15 protein-coding genes are annotated in these 16,561 nt (G+C 38.5%); 6 read left to right on the top strand and 9 right to left on the bottom strand.

The genetic code is table 11. The features are described from left to right. The first annotated feature begins 96 nt into the window (after positions 1–96). The gene (locus tag D7V20_RS01895; RefSeq protein WP_120382654.1) at positions 97–1,320 is read left to right on the top strand and encodes a magnesium transporter CorA family protein; all 1,224 of its coding nucleotides are present in this window, start codon (positions 97–99) and stop codon (positions 1,318–1,320) included. Between the two features lie 7 nt (positions 1,321–1,327). Here the strand turns inward: D7V20_RS01895 and D7V20_RS01890 are convergent, their stop codons facing one another. The 6 genes from D7V20_RS01890 to D7V20_RS01865 form a co-directional block, all read right to left on the bottom strand. Further along, positions 1,328–1,597 carry a YdcH family protein gene (locus D7V20_RS01890; protein ID WP_120382653.1) on the bottom strand — a complete coding sequence of 90 codons (270 nt, stop codon included), beginning with the start codon at positions 1,595–1,597 and terminating at the stop codon, positions 1,328–1,330. A gap of 131 nt (positions 1,598–1,728) precedes the next feature. Then, positions 1,729–2,067: a chaperone modulator CbpM gene (locus D7V20_RS01885; RefSeq protein WP_120382652.1), complete on the bottom strand. Its 339-nt coding sequence runs from the start codon at positions 2,065–2,067 to the stop codon at positions 1,729–1,731. A gap of 38 nt (positions 2,068–2,105) precedes the next feature. Then, positions 2,106–3,068, bottom strand: a complete 963-nt coding sequence (locus tag D7V20_RS01880; RefSeq protein ID WP_120382651.1) for a DnaJ C-terminal domain-containing protein — start codon at positions 3,066–3,068, stop codon at positions 2,106–2,108. Positions 3,069–3,306: 238 nt separating this feature from the next. Continuing rightward, complete coding sequence (gene hslO, locus D7V20_RS01875; protein WP_120382650.1) at positions 3,307–4,182, bottom strand: Hsp33 family molecular chaperone HslO; 876 nt, start codon at positions 4,180–4,182, stop codon at positions 3,307–3,309. Between the two features lie 98 nt (positions 4,183–4,280). Then, entirely contained in the window at positions 4,281–6,170 is a 1,890-nt protein-coding gene (locus D7V20_RS01870) for a monovalent cation:proton antiporter-2 (CPA2) family protein (protein ID WP_120382649.1), read from the bottom strand. Positions 6,171–6,345: 175 nt separating this feature from the next. After that, positions 6,346–8,571, bottom strand: a complete 2,226-nt coding sequence (locus tag D7V20_RS01865; protein WP_120382648.1) for a primosomal protein N' — start codon at positions 8,569–8,571, stop codon at positions 6,346–6,348. 154 nt (positions 8,572–8,725) lie between these two features. Between D7V20_RS01865 and gspF the strand changes: the two genes are divergently transcribed. From gspF to D7V20_RS01845, 4 genes are all read left to right on the top strand, one after another. Next, the gene (gene gspF / locus D7V20_RS01860; protein ID WP_120382647.1) at positions 8,726–9,931 is read left to right on the top strand and encodes a type II secretion system inner membrane protein GspF; all 1,206 of its coding nucleotides are present in this window, start codon (positions 8,726–8,728) and stop codon (positions 9,929–9,931) included. 58 nt (positions 9,932–9,989) lie between these two features. Then, positions 9,990–10,418, top strand: a complete 429-nt coding sequence (gspG, locus tag D7V20_RS01855; RefSeq protein ID WP_407923914.1) for a type II secretion system major pseudopilin GspG — start codon at positions 9,990–9,992, stop codon at positions 10,416–10,418. A gap of 280 nt (positions 10,419–10,698) precedes the next feature. After that, a complete protein-coding gene (locus D7V20_RS01850) occupies positions 10,699–11,034 on the top strand; it encodes a hypothetical protein (RefSeq protein WP_120382645.1) in 336 nt (111 codons plus the stop codon). 253 nt (positions 11,035–11,287) lie between these two features. Next, complete coding sequence (locus tag D7V20_RS01845; protein ID WP_120382644.1) at positions 11,288–11,626, top strand: tRNA-binding protein; 339 nt, start codon at positions 11,288–11,290, stop codon at positions 11,624–11,626. A 71-nt stretch (positions 11,627–11,697) separates the two neighbouring features. On the opposite strand, the gene lnt is transcribed toward D7V20_RS01845, so the two are convergent. Beyond that, the gene (gene lnt, locus D7V20_RS01840) at positions 11,698–13,257 is read right to left on the bottom strand and encodes an apolipoprotein N-acyltransferase (protein WP_120382643.1); all 1,560 of its coding nucleotides are present in this window, start codon (positions 13,255–13,257) and stop codon (positions 11,698–11,700) included. Beyond that, a complete protein-coding gene (locus D7V20_RS01835; RefSeq protein ID WP_120382642.1) occupies positions 13,254–14,093 on the bottom strand; it encodes an HlyC/CorC family transporter in 840 nt (279 codons plus the stop codon). The genes lnt and D7V20_RS01835 overlap by 4 nt, the downstream gene beginning before the upstream one ends. 183 nt (positions 14,094–14,276) lie before the next feature. On the opposite strand from D7V20_RS01835, the gene tusA reads away from it, so the two are divergent. Beyond that, positions 14,277–14,534: a sulfurtransferase TusA gene (gene tusA / locus D7V20_RS01830; protein WP_120382641.1), complete on the top strand. Its 258-nt coding sequence runs from the start codon at positions 14,277–14,279 to the stop codon at positions 14,532–14,534. A 173-nt stretch (positions 14,535–14,707) separates the two neighbouring features. On the opposite strand, the gene D7V20_RS01825 is transcribed toward tusA, so the two are convergent. Beyond that, entirely contained in the window at positions 14,708–16,420 is a 1,713-nt protein-coding gene (locus tag D7V20_RS01825; protein WP_120382640.1) for an electron transfer flavoprotein-ubiquinone oxidoreductase, read from the bottom strand. Between the last annotated feature and the right edge of the window lie 141 nt (positions 16,421–16,561).

The raw sequence follows: 16,561 nt of genomic DNA, 5'->3' as shown, positions 1-16,561 counted from the left end.
CCCGCCTTGTGCATGGTCAAAGTCATAACTTTGGCTTGCTCAAGGCTTTTTTTATGGCATGATGTGAACAAGTAAACACAACTATAATTGCGATTTATGCAAACATTTTATTTTTTTCAACATCAAGATGAACACCATACCTGCGTGCAGCGAGACAATAATGCACAAGCGGAACAGCAATTCATGTGGATTGATTGTACCCGTGAAGATGTGGTCAATCGTGCAGAACAATGGCAAAAAGAGATTCTAGATGCCACGGGTATTCAGTTGAATGAATACCATGTTCGCGATATTTTAAATATTGATCATCCTTGCGCATTTGATGCGATGGAGGAATATGATTTACTCATTTTTCGTAAGTTAATCACACCTGATGATCAAATTGATAAAGGTGAAATCGCAATGGACAAGTATGAAAGTGTCTATGGATTGGCGACCTCACCGATCAGTTTTATTATTACATCTCAAGTGTTAATAACCATCCATGAAAAAGGTAATCATACATTTGAGAGTTATTTGTCTCGTATTCTCAATATCACCAATAAAAGTTTAGATGAGCAAAATAAGCCACGTAAACTACCGATTACGCCACTCGATTTAGCGCTGCGGCTTTTAAATATCATGATTGATGGTTATTTAGATCTGCGAGGCCCGCTATCAAAACGTGTTGAATTTTGGCAGCAAGAATTATTGCAAGGCAATCGTCGATTTGCCAAGTGGCATCAGCTTTTTCAAGAGAATTTGGGCTTTCAGCAAATTGAAAATTTATGTGAGGAACAAATTGATGCGCTACAAGAATTGAGAGATGAAATTGTAGAAAATTATTCTCATTTAAAAGGAAAGAAAAAAGCAGAAAAACAAGACATTATGCTCGTTCGCGTGGATGATCTTGTCAGCCATGTGGAACGTATTCAAAAATATACAGTGCGTTTAAGTAATGCAATACAATCCGCAATTGATCTACATTTCTCTGCAATCGCCAATCAAACCAATGAGAATATGCGAATACTTGCGATTATTACTGCTGTATTTGCACCATTAACCTTGTTAACGGGTGTTTATGGGATGAATTTTGAATTTATTCCTGGACTCAAAAATCCAATTGGTTTTTGGATGATGTTAATGGTGATGTTGATGTGTACTGTGATCCTCATCGTTTATTTTTATCGCAGACATTTGGTCGGGCGAGGGGAAAGGAGTGTTATTGATATGTTAGCTCAACAACACAAAAATCAACGTGTGGATTTGCTTTGGTTCTTAAACTATGAGCCGATTAAACAGACCATGAAAGAAGTCGAAAAAATCACAAAACTGAAATAATATGCGGTTATTCTGTTTCAGGATTAATTTGAGCTGTCTTTTGTAGAATAAGATAAAGTTGGTCTTTTAATTTTAATTTTTTGCGTTTGAGTAGCTCAATGTCTGTATGAATATGATTGAGAGGATCAAGTTCAAGTTGACTAATTTCACGATCCAATTCATCGTGATCTGTCAAAAGTTTAGCAAAATGCGGGTTTTCTTGTTTTAATGTACACATCAGTTCTCTGTGTTCAGGAAACATGTGTTTAAGTTTTTTATTCATCACCTTTGAATTCATAGTAGCACGTCACCTCTTGTAAAAGATTTTAATCGATTAACAAAACAACTTCGCAAAACATTCAGAATAGGCTACAGATCATGACAGGTTAAATATTAACCTGTCACTAGCTATTAACAATTTGAAATGAATTAGTGTGATTCAAAGTGAAAATGTTTGACTTGTTTGCGTAATTGTTGAACTTCGTCAATTAAATCCATCATCATTGCAACAGCCGAAAGACTGGCTTCAAAGTCACGTTGAAGACGGTAGGCACGTCGAGCACGTGAAATATCCTCACCAAAAAATTGATGGATTCTTTCTTCAGGACGGGCAGGTAATATCTCGTATTCGAGCAGTTGTAAAATCCACTCAGGACTTTGACCACATGCTTGAGCAAAATGTTTCAGATCTAAATTTAAGTTTTCGTCAACGATTTCTGCATCCTGATAACCGTCATAAACAATCTCACGATATTGAATAGTTGTCATGATTGCTCTCCTTTGGCAGCGTTAATGTGCATACAAGCCTATGAACGAGGGTTAAAATGAGAAAAAGCATCCGCAAAGTCTTGATAGGCTTTTTGCTGTGTTTCTGTTTCAGCTTTCGGATACACAATATTAATCACTAAATACAGATGTCCAGGTGTTTTATTGGGGATTCCTTTATCTTTTAAACGTAACTGTTGATTGTTTCTGGCATTTTTAGGAACAGTAACTTTGACTTTTCCTGCTGGTGTATTGACTTCAATACTTTGTCCTAACGCTGCTTCCCAAGGGGTAACATCAACAGTGTAATACACATCAGCGCCTTCAACACGGATGCGGTCTGTATTTTGATATTGGATTTCAATGTATAAATCGCCATTTTCACCGCCATTGATTCCTGCTTGACCTTGTTTGGAAAGACGAATTTGTTGTCCTTCTTTCATTCCTTTTGGAATTTTAACTTGTAAGGTTTTACGTTGAACCTCAGGCTCACCATAAGCGTTATAGGTTGGGATTTGCAGGGTAATACTTTGTGTTACACCCTCGTAAGCAACATCAATCGGAACTTCTATACTGGCGTGTTGGTCTTCACCTTTATAGCTTCTTTGCTGTCTAGAATTGCGTTGACCAAAGTCATGTTGTTGACCGCCACCAAAACCGCCACCAAAGCGGCCAAATAAATCCTCAAAGCCACTAAAATCTTGCGCATTCCCTTGACTACTTTGATGATAATACTGTCCATCTCCAAAACCACCTGTGCCTTGGCCTTGCCCAAATCCAGCAAAACCTTGAGGGTGTTCTAGTTCAAAGTCATATTGTTTTTTCTTTTCTTCATTACTGAGCGTGTCGTAAGCCACATTAATAGCCTGCATTTTTTCTTCAGCATTGGCTTCTTTACTCACGTCAGGGTGGTATTTTCTTGCTAATTTGCGGTAAGCCTTTTTAATTTCGTCAGGTGTTGCTGTTTTAGCGACACCTAGTTCTTCATAGAAGTTTTTTGCCATATTTAAAGTCATTATTTGTTTAGCTTTATTCTATTTTTATGCTTTTTTTAAGGCAGATGGAAGAGGGACTTAGTGTGCTTATTGTTTCAAAAGTTATCTATCAAGAGAAAATACATGAAAGAGTAGAGTCTAGAGATTTTTCGGATCTTTTATACAGCAAAATAGCATAAATATTTTCAATACTTGGCTCTGAAATAAGCTACTTTAAGTTTCACTTATTTCAGGGCCAAACGATTGATTAGCTTAAATGCTCACCAAAAAGATCCAGAGCCTCTTTTGCTGTAAATTGGTATTTCTTATTACAGAATTGGCAATCCATTTCGATTGGGTTCTGGAACTCGAGCGTTTCTTTAACAGCATCTAAACCAATTTGAATTAAAGCATTTTTGCATTTATCACGTGAACATGTGCAATTAAACTGCAACTGCTCAACTTCAGGTAAACGAACTTCTTCTTCGTTATATAAACGGTATAGAATTTCTTGTGCACTTAAATCTGTTAATTCTTCAGTTTTCAGTGTTTCAGTAAGCATGGTTAAACGAGGCCACAAGTCTTCGTCTACACGTTGTTGTTCTTCTTCATTATTACGTGGTAATAATTGAATCAGTAGGCCACCTGAACGCTGTGCAGAACTGGCTAAAACAATGCGTGTCGGAATTTGTGCAGATAAATCATAATATTGCATCAAGCAACCAGCCAAAGTAGGTTGATCTAAAGCAACAATCCCTTGATAACGTTCACCAAACTCAGGTTCGATATTGATAAATAAAATTGGTTTGACCAGAGATGATAAGACCGTTCGACTGTCTTCGCCTTGCATAAAACGAGGATCTTCTTCATAGTCTGCTAAAGCACGAACATCACCTAAGTGGTTACATTCAGCCATTGCCCATTTAAATGTACCTTCAGCTTGAATTTGTAAGCTGATACGTCCCTTAATTTTTAATGTACTGGCTAATAATGCAGTTGCACTGAGCATTTCACCTAAAAGGATTTGTACAGCAGGTGCATAGTTACGTTGTGCCAAAATCGTTTGTAGTGCTTGTTCCAAATGCACAACTTCACCACGCACAGGACTATCTTCAATATAAAAACGTTGACGTAAATCAGACATAAAATTCTCCAAATTCCTGCTTAGATGGTGACGATATTTTAAATCACAAGTTTCATCTCATTTAAAAAATCATTTTATAAGAAACAACTGATTTCTTATCAGGATGAATTGTCGTTATCACGTGTGACATTGATTCGATCCTGATCGTTATGTGACACTTGGACACGTTCAAGTCCAGATTCATCTTGATGAGGATCATCTTTAAATTTGCTTGGATCTTGTGTCGATGCTTGGCTGTCACTTTCAAATAAGTGTTCCAGTTCTGATAAGAAACTCTTATAACTTTCAAACACTTTTTGTTCATCTGCATAAATATGTTGCTGTCGAGATAAAAGCGCCTCATCGTAGTTTCTAAATAACTCAATACTGTCATAAGCATCCGTTTTAGAAACCCCTAATTCACATAGCATTCGATAGCCCATACCGAGAGAGGTTAGATAGGTTTCACGCCAAATATGTTTAACACCTAAATCACGTAATAAGTGGGTATGGTGTCGATCACGTGCACGGGCCAATAATGTCAGATTGGGATAATTCAAACGAATATGCCGTGCGACATTCATCGAATCTTCAACATCATCGATGGCTAAAACAAAAACTTTAGCATGCTCAATGCCTGCCGAACGCAATAGATCAGGCAAAGTCACATCACCATAATATAATGTTCCACCATAACGGCGAACAAAATCGATTCTTTGTAAATTATTATCAATCGCCGTGAATTTAAAATGTTGTACACGTGCTAAACGTGCAACAATTTGCCCAACACGACCAAAACCTGCAATGATTAATGCAGGATGTTGATTGGGAATATCATCGTATTCAGGTTCAATTCCTTTATTCAGCAAGGGAACAATTTTGTTATTCACCAACCAAAAGAAGATCGGTGTCATCACCATAGAAAGTGTGACGACCAAAGTAAGCGGTTCAATGATGGCTTGAGTGAGGACTTTTTCACTTTTCGCAACGTTGAGTACTACAAATGCAAACTCACCACCTTGGGCCAAACACACAGCAACCATAAAACTATTTGACCAACTCATCTTTTTCAGGCGTGCGATGATCAACATGACCAGTGCTTTGATTAAGATCAAAGCAAGTGCTCCGCCGATAATCAGTACAGGCATGTCGATCAATAATGATAACTGTGTGGTCATGCCTACAGTCATAAAAAATAGACCGAGTAATAAGCCTTTAAATGGCGCAATGCTGGCTTCCAATTCGTGGCGGAACTCTGAATCTGCTAATAAAACGCCTGTGAGAAATGCGCCAAGTGTGGTGCTGATTCCAATAAAACCCATCAATAAAACGACACCGAGGACGATAAAAAGTCCAACAGCAGTAATTAACTCGGTTGCACCACTTTTTGCGACAAAGCGAAAAAAAGGACGCATTACATAACGGCTGAATAAGAATAAGCCTGTGAATGTTGCAATAATCGCTGCAAAGTAAGCAATGCCGTGGTGGGTAGAATCACCACCTGCCAGTAGCGGAATGACTGCCAGTAAGGGAATCGCTGCAATATCTTGAAACAATAATATTGAGAAAGACTGTTGACCATGCGTGGTATTGAGTTGTTGTTTTTCTGCGAGTAATTGTAAAACAAAAGCCGTTGAAGAAAGGGCGAGGGCAAATCCAATCACGAAGCTCGAGGAAAGTGATTGTTGAAGAAGCAGATAAACTGTTCCCATCAGTACCAAGCCTGTTGCTACGACTTGTAATGTTCCCATCACAAAAATGGATTGACGCATTTCCCAAAGTCGTTGAGGGCGAAGCTCTAAACCAATCAAGAACATCAGTAGAATGACGCCAAACTCGGCAAGATGCATGATCTCTTCAGGATCATTGGCGATATTAAATACGCTAGGTCCAAGGATGATTCCCGTAAATAAATAACCAAGTACTGTGGCAATCCCGAGTTTTTTACCTAATGGAACCAGCAATAGCGCTGCACCAAGGAAAATGGTGATTTGTAATAACAGTGACATCCATACGCCTTTTGTTTTTCTCTTCTATCGAAATTGTAACTTGGTTTTGTGAGCGATTTTGAGCTATTTATGTGGTCATTTTCTTTTAAATCCAGTTGTGATCACTATCTTTTGAAAAGGCTTCTAAACCCTTCTTATATAAAAGCGATGTTCATAAAAGTAATGTGTTAAGTTGCTAACTCAATTCTTGTGGGTCAACATCAATGGTCACTTTTAGACTGGATGGTTTGCTATGTAAAAGATTTTGCCACCATTGTCGAATATAGAAATGCATTTTAGCGCGATCTTGAGACAACAATACAACATGTGCTTGGTAGCGACCTGCTTTACGCTCCATTGGTGCGGGAATTGGTCCCCAAATATCAATCAAATTCTCTTCAGATGTTTGCCTGAGTAACTGTGTCATTTCGGTGAGAAAGTTTAGATTTTCATCCTGATTTTTAGACTCACAGCGAATCAAAATCGCATAACGACATGGAGGTAATAATGCGGCTTGTCGGTCTTTTAGGGTTTGTTTGGCAAAGGCACGATAATCTTTTTCAATCAACGTATTTAACAATGGATGATCGGGGCGTAGTGTTTGCAGATAAACTTCGCCTTTCTTTTCACCTCGTCCTGCACGTCCTGCAACTTGAATAATCAATTGTGCTGTACGCTCTATCGCACGGAAATCGACGCTCAATAAACCTGCATCTATATCTAAAATAGCCACCAAAGTTACATAAGGAAAATGATGCCCTTTGGCAAGCATTTGTGTTCCCAGTAAAATAGTGGGCTCACTCTTTTGGATTTGATCATAAAGTCGTTGCCAACTGCCTACTCGGCTGGTCGAATCACGGTCGACTCTGAGTACAGGGAAGTTTGGGAAGAGTTCGTGGAGTGTTTCTTCCACCTTGGCTGTACCCATGCCAATCGGTTTGAGTTGGGTTTGATTACACTGAGGACATGCATCAGGTAAGCGATTAATCGTACCACAATGATGGCAATGTAAATGCTGATATGGCTTCAGGTGTAGGGTGAAATGAGCATCACAATGTGGGCAATTGGCTTGCCAACCACAACTTTCACAGATGAGAACAGGTGCATAACCACGACGATTTAAGAAAATTAAAACTTGTTCTTTTTTCTCTAAACGTTTTCTAATTTCAGTGATTAAGCTATCACTTAAACCATTTTGTTTTTTAGCAACTTTTAAATCAATGATATGCATTTTAGGCATGACCGCTGTACCTGCACGCTGATTTAACTCAATACGGGTCAGCTTTTCTTGACGTGCAAGATAATAACTATCAATACTTGGTGTTGCAGAACCTAAAATAATCGGGCAGTTTTCAAGATGCGCACGATACATCGCAACATCACGTGCGTGATAACGAAATCCTTCTTGCTGCTTAAATGAAAGATCATGTTCTTCATCTAAAATAATTAAGCCCAAATTAGGTAAGGGTGTATAAATTGCAGAACGTGTCCCAAGAATAATCGAAGCTTTTCCAGTTTGCGCATGCTGCCAAGCTTGTAAGCGTTTAGTGTCGTTTAAACCTGAATGGAGTAGCGCAATATTGCAGTGAAAGCGTGATTGAAAACGGCTAATGGTTTGTGGGGTTAATCCAATTTCTGGTACTAAAACAAGAACTTGCTTGCCTTGTTTAAGCACTTCGTGCATGACTTGTAAATAGACTTCTGTTTTACCACTGCCCGTTAAACCATCCAATAAAAAAGCTTGGTATTTATTCTGTGCTTTTAAAATGGTTTGAATGGCTTTCTTTTGATCTTCATTGGCTGTTAATGGCATTTGCGCCAGTTGTACAGGTTCAGGTTTTACATTTTGTTCTTCTAAATCACAACGAACAATTTGTTTTTTCTCAAGTGCTTTTAAGGTTGCTGTTTCAACGCCACTTAAATTAAGAATATTTTCATGCGTTCCTTGAGGATGTAATTTAAGTATTTTATAGGCTTCTTGTTGCTTCTCAGAACGTTTTATCTTTTCTTCAGCATTTAACTCTAAGACTTTCCAGGTACGCGCCAACAGATTATAGGGTTTACCTTGACGTAATAATGTCGGTAAAGCCGTTTGAATCACTTCACCGATTGGAAATTGATAATATTGCGCAGACCATGTCAATAAACTTAAAACTTTACTGTCTAAAATCGCTTGTTCATCTAATAACTCAGTAATGAATTTGAGTTTGAAATGTGAGTCAATGGGTTCATCAGGTGCTATTTTTTTGACAATAATGCCAATCAGACTTTGCCTACCAAAAGAAACGGCAACACGTGCTCCAATTTCTGCTTGAGCATATTGTTCAGCACTGACTTGATAGTCAAAACAGTCGTTCAAATAGACAGGAACAGCAACCTGAATACGGTGAATGTGTTGTGGCGTATCAATTGTGTTCGGCATAGAGAATATTCAATGGCTCAATGATGAAATGGTATCGTGTACAGATTCGGCTTATGTTAGAGTGTAATCGTCATTTATAGACATCAATATGAATGATTTATAGGGTTTGACGCAACAGCGTAATCAAAAAATTTTGGAAAACTAGAGCATAATAATGCCAGCATATCAGTTTACTGCGATAGACACTTCCGGAAAACAGCAAAAAGGTGTGTTAGAGGGAGATTCAGCACGCCAAATTCGTCAACAATTACGGGATAAAGAACTTATTCCTGTAACGGTAGATGCTGTTGAGCAAAAAGACAAAAACAAAACATCAGGACTATTTCAGCGTAAATTCTCTGCCTATGATTTAGCCCTCATGACACGTCAGCTTTCTGTGTTGGTTGCTGCTGCTATTCCATTAGAAGAAGCATTACGTGCTGTAGCGAAGCAAAGTGAAAAGGTACATGTACAAAACCTATTACTGTCTGCACGGTCTAAAGTTTTAGAAGGACACTCTTTGGCTCAAGCCATGCAGCAAACGGGACGCTTCCCGGACTTATATATTGCAACAGTGGCAGCAGGTGAGCGATCAGGGCATTTAGATTTAATTCTCGATCAATTATCAGACTACACCGAAAATCGTTTTGCGATGCAGAAGAAAATTCAGGGTGCAATGATTTACCCAATCATTCTTATGCTGATGTCTTTTGCGATCGTGATGGGCTTAATGACCTATGTGGTGCCCGATATCGTCAAAACATTTGATCAGAGCAAGCAAGCTTTGCCGTGGATTACTGTGGCGTTAATGAAAGCCAGTGAGCTGATCCGCCAAGCTTGGCCATTTATGCTCGTTGCCAGTGTGGTTGGCATATTTTTATTGATACGTTTTCTACGCACCTCAGCAGGGCATTATGCTTTTGATCGTTTAACACTCAGATTGCCATTATTCGGTAAATTATCACGTGGTATAAATGCGGCACGATTTGCGAGTACTTTATCAATCCTCACGCAATCTGGTGTGCCTTTGGTGGATGCATTGAAAATTGGTGCAGCAGTCAGTAGCAATTGGGTGATTCGTGATGCTGTAAATATTGCAGCAGAGAAAGTTACAGAAGGTGGAAACCTAGCAACGCAATTGGAACGTTGTGGTTACTTTCCCCCAATGATGGTACAAATGATCAAAAGTGGTGAAGCTTCTGGTGAATTAGATCGAATGTTGAGTCGGGCATCGGATATGCAAGATCGTGAAGTATCTTCATTTATTTCAACCTTATTGGCATTATTAGAGCCTTTAATGTTGGTTTTCATGGCGGGTATTGTTTTGGTTATTGTCATTGCAGTGATGTTGCCAATCGTCAATATGAACAATATGATCTAAACAGATGATATTTGATTATTTTTATAACGAAATTTGAGAGAGATTTTGGATGCAACGCATGTTAAATAAAAGCAAGCAATCAGGTTTTACATTAATCGAAGTCATGGTTGTGATTGTCATTTTGGGTGTTCTTGCTGCTTTGATCGTACCCAACGTGATGGGACGTGGTGAAAAAGCCAAAGTAGATACCACAAAAATTACCTTGAAGGGCGTTGCGGGTGCTCTAGACCAATATAAGTTGGACAATGGACATTATCCAAATGCACAAGAAGGTGGTTTGGATGCATTGGTCAATCAGCCTGCAACCGCTAAGAATTGGTTACCGGGTGGTTATGTTAAAGGTGGCTATCCGAAAGACAGTTGGGAAAATGATATTCAGTATGTGATTCCAGGTTCTGAAGGACGTAAGTTTGATTTATATTCTTTTGGTGCTGATGGTAAAGAAGGCGGTGAAGGAAATGATGCAGATGTTTATTATCAGCCATAATTAACGATGATTTAGAATTGTTTTTATAGTATTAATCACTTCGCTTGATCGGGTGAATAAATGTTGAGCGAAGTGATAATCTTTCTTATTTAATAAAAATATTTAAATGATTGAATTTATTTTATTTTTTATAAAAATTTTATTTGAGAGTTATAATAAGAATTATTCCCATATTTAATAGTTACAAGAAAGTTAAATGATGGATAAAAATAGACTTTTTATTTAATAGAAAGCTTGCATAATAGTTTCTAAGGTAATCTGAATTACCAAGGAGGATATGATGAAAGCATTATTATTATCAGATGAAATCAGCCAGTTTCATTGGATGATGCTGAAATCTGTTCTTTTAATTTTGAGCCTATTACCGATTAGCCAATTTTTTATTGATATTTGGCAAGGTGCAGATGCCAATAGCCAAATTATGATTGGTTTTATGGCAATCAGTGTATTCAGTGCGCTCACTATTGTAAGTTTTTATAGTGCATTAAATCTGTCGGTTGTGCATTTAAAAACTGAATTTTCATCGTTATTCGAACAATATTTAGTGAAGATTTACCGTTATGTTCCTATGCTGTCGTTAGCATCTATGTTGTCATATTTAGTGACACAGATTTAAGCGATTGCTGATTTAGAAAAACCGAGGATGTCCTCGGTTTTTTTGCATTTTTTGCGTTGAAATGGATTGTATATATACAGCATTGTATTTAGAACGATGCTAAGGTTTATAAATTAAGTGATTAGAACGACATATTAAGTTAAACAAATATTGTCCTTTTAGCATGATCTTTTGTCCATTCTATGTGAAGTTGCTGTTATAAAATTTATTTAGAATAAAGATTAATTCTAGTTAAAAAAATGAATGGTGAAAGATGCAACAGATCGAATGGAATGATTTTTTAAAAGTAGAATTACGTATTGGAAAAATTATTCAAGCTGAAGTTTTTGAGAAAGCACGAAACCCTGCTTATATTTTACATGTTGATTTTGGTGAAGAGCTCGGTATTAAAAAATCCAGTGCTCAAATTACTCATCTTTATCAACCAGAAGATTTGATGGGGAAACTTGTGGTGGCAGTGGTAAATTTTCCGAAAAAACAAATTGGCCCGATCCAGTCTGAGTGTTTAGTCACAGGTTTTCATAACAAGGATGGACATGTAGCGTTGTGTGTACCTGATTTGGATGTGCCTTTGGGGACGAAATTACTTTAGTTTTTTCTAATTTATTTTCAATTTTCAATCAATCCTCTCGCCTTTTCAAAAGGAGAGAGGATTGATGTGAATTAGCGTCTAGATTTAAAGCTAATATCAACTTTTTTAGGACGATAAATCCAGCCTAAAATCAGTAACAATAATGAGAAGCCTAGAATTGGCCAATCACTTAAACGGGTATATAACGTTTCACCTTGCATCGCAGGTAATTCGCCGCGAAGTACTGCTTTTTTATCTATAGGCGCTTGTTTAACGATATGACCATGATGGTCAATAAATGCTGTCACACCTGTATTGGTTGCTCGAATAAACCAACGACCGTTTTCTTTGGCACGCATTTGAACCATTTGAAGATGTTGCAAAGGGCCTGCTGTACCCGTAAACCACGCATCATTAGAAACAGTCACCAAAAAGTCACTATTGATCGCATTACGACGTGTAAGATTCGGATAGGCAACTTCATAACAAATCGCTGCAGCAAGATGATGTCCTTTGATATTAAAGGGTTTTTGATCACTTGCACCACGTGAAAAACCACTCATTGATGGATCATTTTGTAAGGCAGGAAGTACCCAGCTTAAAAGACCTGATAATGGAATATATTCACCAAAGGGCACGAGGCGTTGTTTCTTATATAAACCCGATGAATCAGCACCTGAAGCCATCATGCTGTTGTAATACATTGGATAGCCATTTTGTTGAGACTCTTTTAAGTCCCAATACGGGATACCTGTGACCCATGCTGTTCCTGAATCTTTGGCTTGCTGATCCATAAGTTGCAAAAACTGTTCAATATCTGTTTGAAACAACGGTATGGACGATTCTGGCCAAACAATCAGATCACGACCCCACTCGGTACGGCTGAGGTTGATATAGATCTCGAGGGTTTTTACTTGGTATTCAGTCAACCATTTTAAATCTTGTGGAATGTTGCCTTGAATGAGTGAAACTGAAAGGGGTTTTTCCGCTTTGGGTTGCACAAAAGTGATATAAGAAGCTCCCCATGCACCCAGTAATAATAAGGCTGATGGAACAATCCAAAATACTTTTTTATTCAGGATTTCAACCAGTGCGCTGGCAAGTAGAATGACCACAAAGGAAACGGCAAATACTCCAAAAAGAGGAGCGTAGCCATCTAAGAAACGTTCTGTAAACGCATAACCTGCAAACAACCATGGAAAACCTGTGAAGACCCATGTTTTAGACCATTCAAATAACACCCAAAGTGGCGTAAATGTAAGAGGTGTTTCAGGAAAAAATCGTCGATATACCCAAGTTTGGATTGCAGTAAAAAGCCCCATTAAAATGGCCATGATCGCAATCATTAAGACGCTTAATACAGCATTGGTATCGCCATAAACATGTATGGATGTGTAGAGCCAAAAAGCACCGACAAACCATAAGCCAAAACCATAACTCCAACCAATTGCAAAGGCTTGCTTTGGTGATCTTCCTTTTAAACATGCGTAAAGCAATGCAGGTGATAAAATTGCTAACCACCACCAATAGTATGGTGCAAGTGCTAGGCTAAATACTGCGCCTGAAATCAATGAGATCAGCAACGGAAAAATAAAAGGTAGCTGTGCTTTTTGTTGTGATGGATTTAATAGTTTGTCGAAATACGCTCTCATTTATGTACAGCTCGAATCAGATGAATTGTGCGGGCATCTGCTTCAATAATGGTGAATTGCCAATCATCAAGCTCAATCACTTGACCTTGTAGATCGCTCACTAAACCAATTTCTTGAAGCAATAATCCGCCAACAGTTTCTACTTCATCATCAGAAAAATCAGCATCTAAAACATTGTTAAAATGTTCAATTGGTGTAAGCGCTTGCACAATCCATGTGTTAGGTGTGCTATGTGATTTGTCTGGAATAATAAATTGAGCTTCTTCATCGACATTGTCATGCTCATCCTCAATTTCACCGACAATCTCTTCTAGAATATCTTCTAGAGTGACCAGTCCAGCGGTTGAACCATATTCGTCAATCACAATTGCAATGTGCGTTTGTGTATTCTTCAACATTCTCAAGACTTGGTCTGAACGAGCGCTTTCTGGAACAAATAAGGGTTGGCGCATTAAAGAATGTACATCTACCACAGATGAACGATCTGTTAAAAAGGGTAAAAGATCTTTGGCGAGTAAAATACCCACTACATTTTCAGGTTGATCTGCCGAGAAAACAGGGAAACGTGAATGTGCAGATTCAATGAGAACATGCAAAATATCTAATAATTGGTCATCTTCTTGTAAGCTGACCATCGCGGTTCGTGGCGTCATGACTTCACGAATCTTGGTTGCTGGAAGGTCTAATACGCCTTCTAACATGGCTACGGTGTCAGGTTCTAAAAAACGACGTGAATCTTGTACTAATTTTAACAGTTCATCACGGGTTTCGGGTGCAGTACCTAACCATTTGCGTAAGCCTCGCATTCCCCATGATGGGCCTGATTCCTCGTGCATGATCTTTCCTAAAGATGCTGAATATTGAATAAATGAATTTTTATCATACCGAAGAAAATACAGATGTCTATCTCTTAAAGTGATGAATCTATGCACCATATGGTAATGAATCTTCAAGTCTTATCGATTATTTGAGTTTGTGCTAAAATTTACGCTCTATTTTTCCCGTTTTGAGAGCCTAGCATGTCTGAACAGTTGCCTACACCGAGCATTCAGTTAAATACTTGTGGTTTGCGTTGTCCTGAACCTGTGATGATGTTGCATCAAGCAATCCGTAAATCTAAGTCAGGTGATGTCGTAGAGGTATTTGCAACAGATAACTCAACATCATGGGATATTCCTAAATTTTGTATGCATCTCGGACATGAATTGATTTTACAAGAAGAAGTTTTAGATGATGCTGGAAATAAAGAGTTTCATTATTTGGTGAAGAAGGGTTAGCGAACCAATTGCGAAGGTGATTGGAGATGCGACAATAGTAATTTAGAAAAAATATTAATCGTAAGCTGTACTAAAAATAATACGATTCAGATTCTTGTTGATGCTCAAAGTTTTAATGTTTTAGTCAATAAAAAATCCCCTCATTATGAAGGGATTTTTTTACTACAAATAGATTACATATTCGGATAGTTTGGACCACCGCCACCTTCTGGTGTTACCCAAATGATGTTTTGTGAAGGATCTTTAATATCACACGTTTTACAATGTACACAGTTCGCTGCATTGATTTGGAAACGCTTAGAACCATCATCATTTTCCATGATTTCATAAACACCAGCAGGGCAATAGCGCTGAGCAGGCTCATCCCATTTTGGCAAGTTAACACGAACTGGAATCGTCGGATCAATCAACTTCAAATGTGCTGGCTGATTTTCTTCATGCACTGTATTGGATACAAATACTGAAGATAAACGGTCAAAAGTCAATTTACCATCTGGTTTTGGATAGTTCGGTTTGAATGTAGCCACATCTACAGTTTTCAATAAACTGAAATCAGGTGCTAAATCATGCAAGGTAAATGGTACTTTAAAGACATTTTGATCGATAAAGTTAAATGCACCACCCATCCATAAACCAAATTTATGCATCGCTGGGCCAAAGTTACGAGAGCGATATAGCTCTTCTTTTAACCAGCTGTTTTCAAATTTGTCAGTATAAGCTGTCAATTCTTTAGCGAAGAAATCTTCACCTTCAGTCACACGTGCAACGGCTAAATCACCACCTTTACCGACACCTGCTTGAATCGCTTCAAATACAGCTTCACCACACAACATACCTGACTTCATGGCAGTGTGAGAGCCTTTGATTTTGGCAAAGTTCAAGAAGCCTGCGTCATCACCAATTAAACAACCGCCTGGGAAGGTCAATTTAGGTAAAGAGTTTAAGCCACCTTTAACAACAGCACGCGCACCATAAGAAATACGCTTACCACCTTCAAGATACTGCTTAATCAGTGGGTGTGTTTTCCAACGTTGCATTTCAGCAAATGGATACATGTGTGGGTTTTCGTAAGATAAATCAACGATCATCCCCAAAGTCACTTGGTTATTTTCTGCGTGATATAACCACCAACCACCAGAAGAACCAGTTTCAGCTAAAGGCCAACCTGAACCATGCATCACTAAACCTGGTTTATGTTTTGCAGGATCGATTTCCCAAAGTTCTTTAATCCCAATCCCGTAATGTTGTGGATCAGCTTTTTCATCAAGATTGTATTTTGCAATGAGGCGCTTACCTAAATGACCACGGCATCCTTCTGCAAAGATCGTGTATTTAGCATGTAATTCATAACCCGGTGTAAAGTTATGCGTTGGTTCGCCATCTTTACCAATACCCATATCACCTGTTTGGATGCCTTTCACCGTACCATCTTCATGGTACAGAATTTCGGCAGCAGCGAAACCAGGGAAGATAGAGACTTCTAGCTCTTCCGCTTTGGTTCCTAACCAACGAACGACATTCCCCAAAGAAATAACGTAATTGCCGTCATTGTGCATGGTTTTAGGCACCATCCAATGCGGGGCTTCTTGAGACTTTTCAGCAGACATTAAAAAGTAAGTTTTGTCTTCTGTCACAGGAACATTTAAAGGTGCGCCTTCTTCTTTCCAGTTCGGGAAAAGTTCATTCATTGCGCGAGGTTCAAGTACAGCACCAGAAAGGATATGCGCACCAACTTCAGAGCCTTTTTCAACCACACAAACAGAAAGGTCTGGAAGGTTGTTTTCAATCGCTAATTGACGAATTTTAATCGCAGTAGAAAGACCAGCAGGGCCTGCACCTACGATGACTACGTCAAACTCCATCGATTCACGTTCGATGTGTTCCATGTAGGACTCCTCATATTTCAAAGGGTGGCAACCGTATACATTTATTGAAAATAATAAAGCGGTGCTGCCGTGAGTGTTCTAAAAATTCCGTGATACGAATTAACGCTCGTATCGATAATATATTTTGCGTTAGTATAGTTT

Origin of the sequence: Acinetobacter rongchengensis (assembly GCF_003611475.1) — a bacterium.
GTDB classification, from domain to species: Bacteria; Pseudomonadota; Gammaproteobacteria; order Pseudomonadales; family Moraxellaceae; genus Acinetobacter; species Acinetobacter rongchengensis.
The sequence above is the reverse complement of the archived record's forward strand: the minus strand, read 5'-3'. Positions and strand labels throughout refer to the sequence as shown.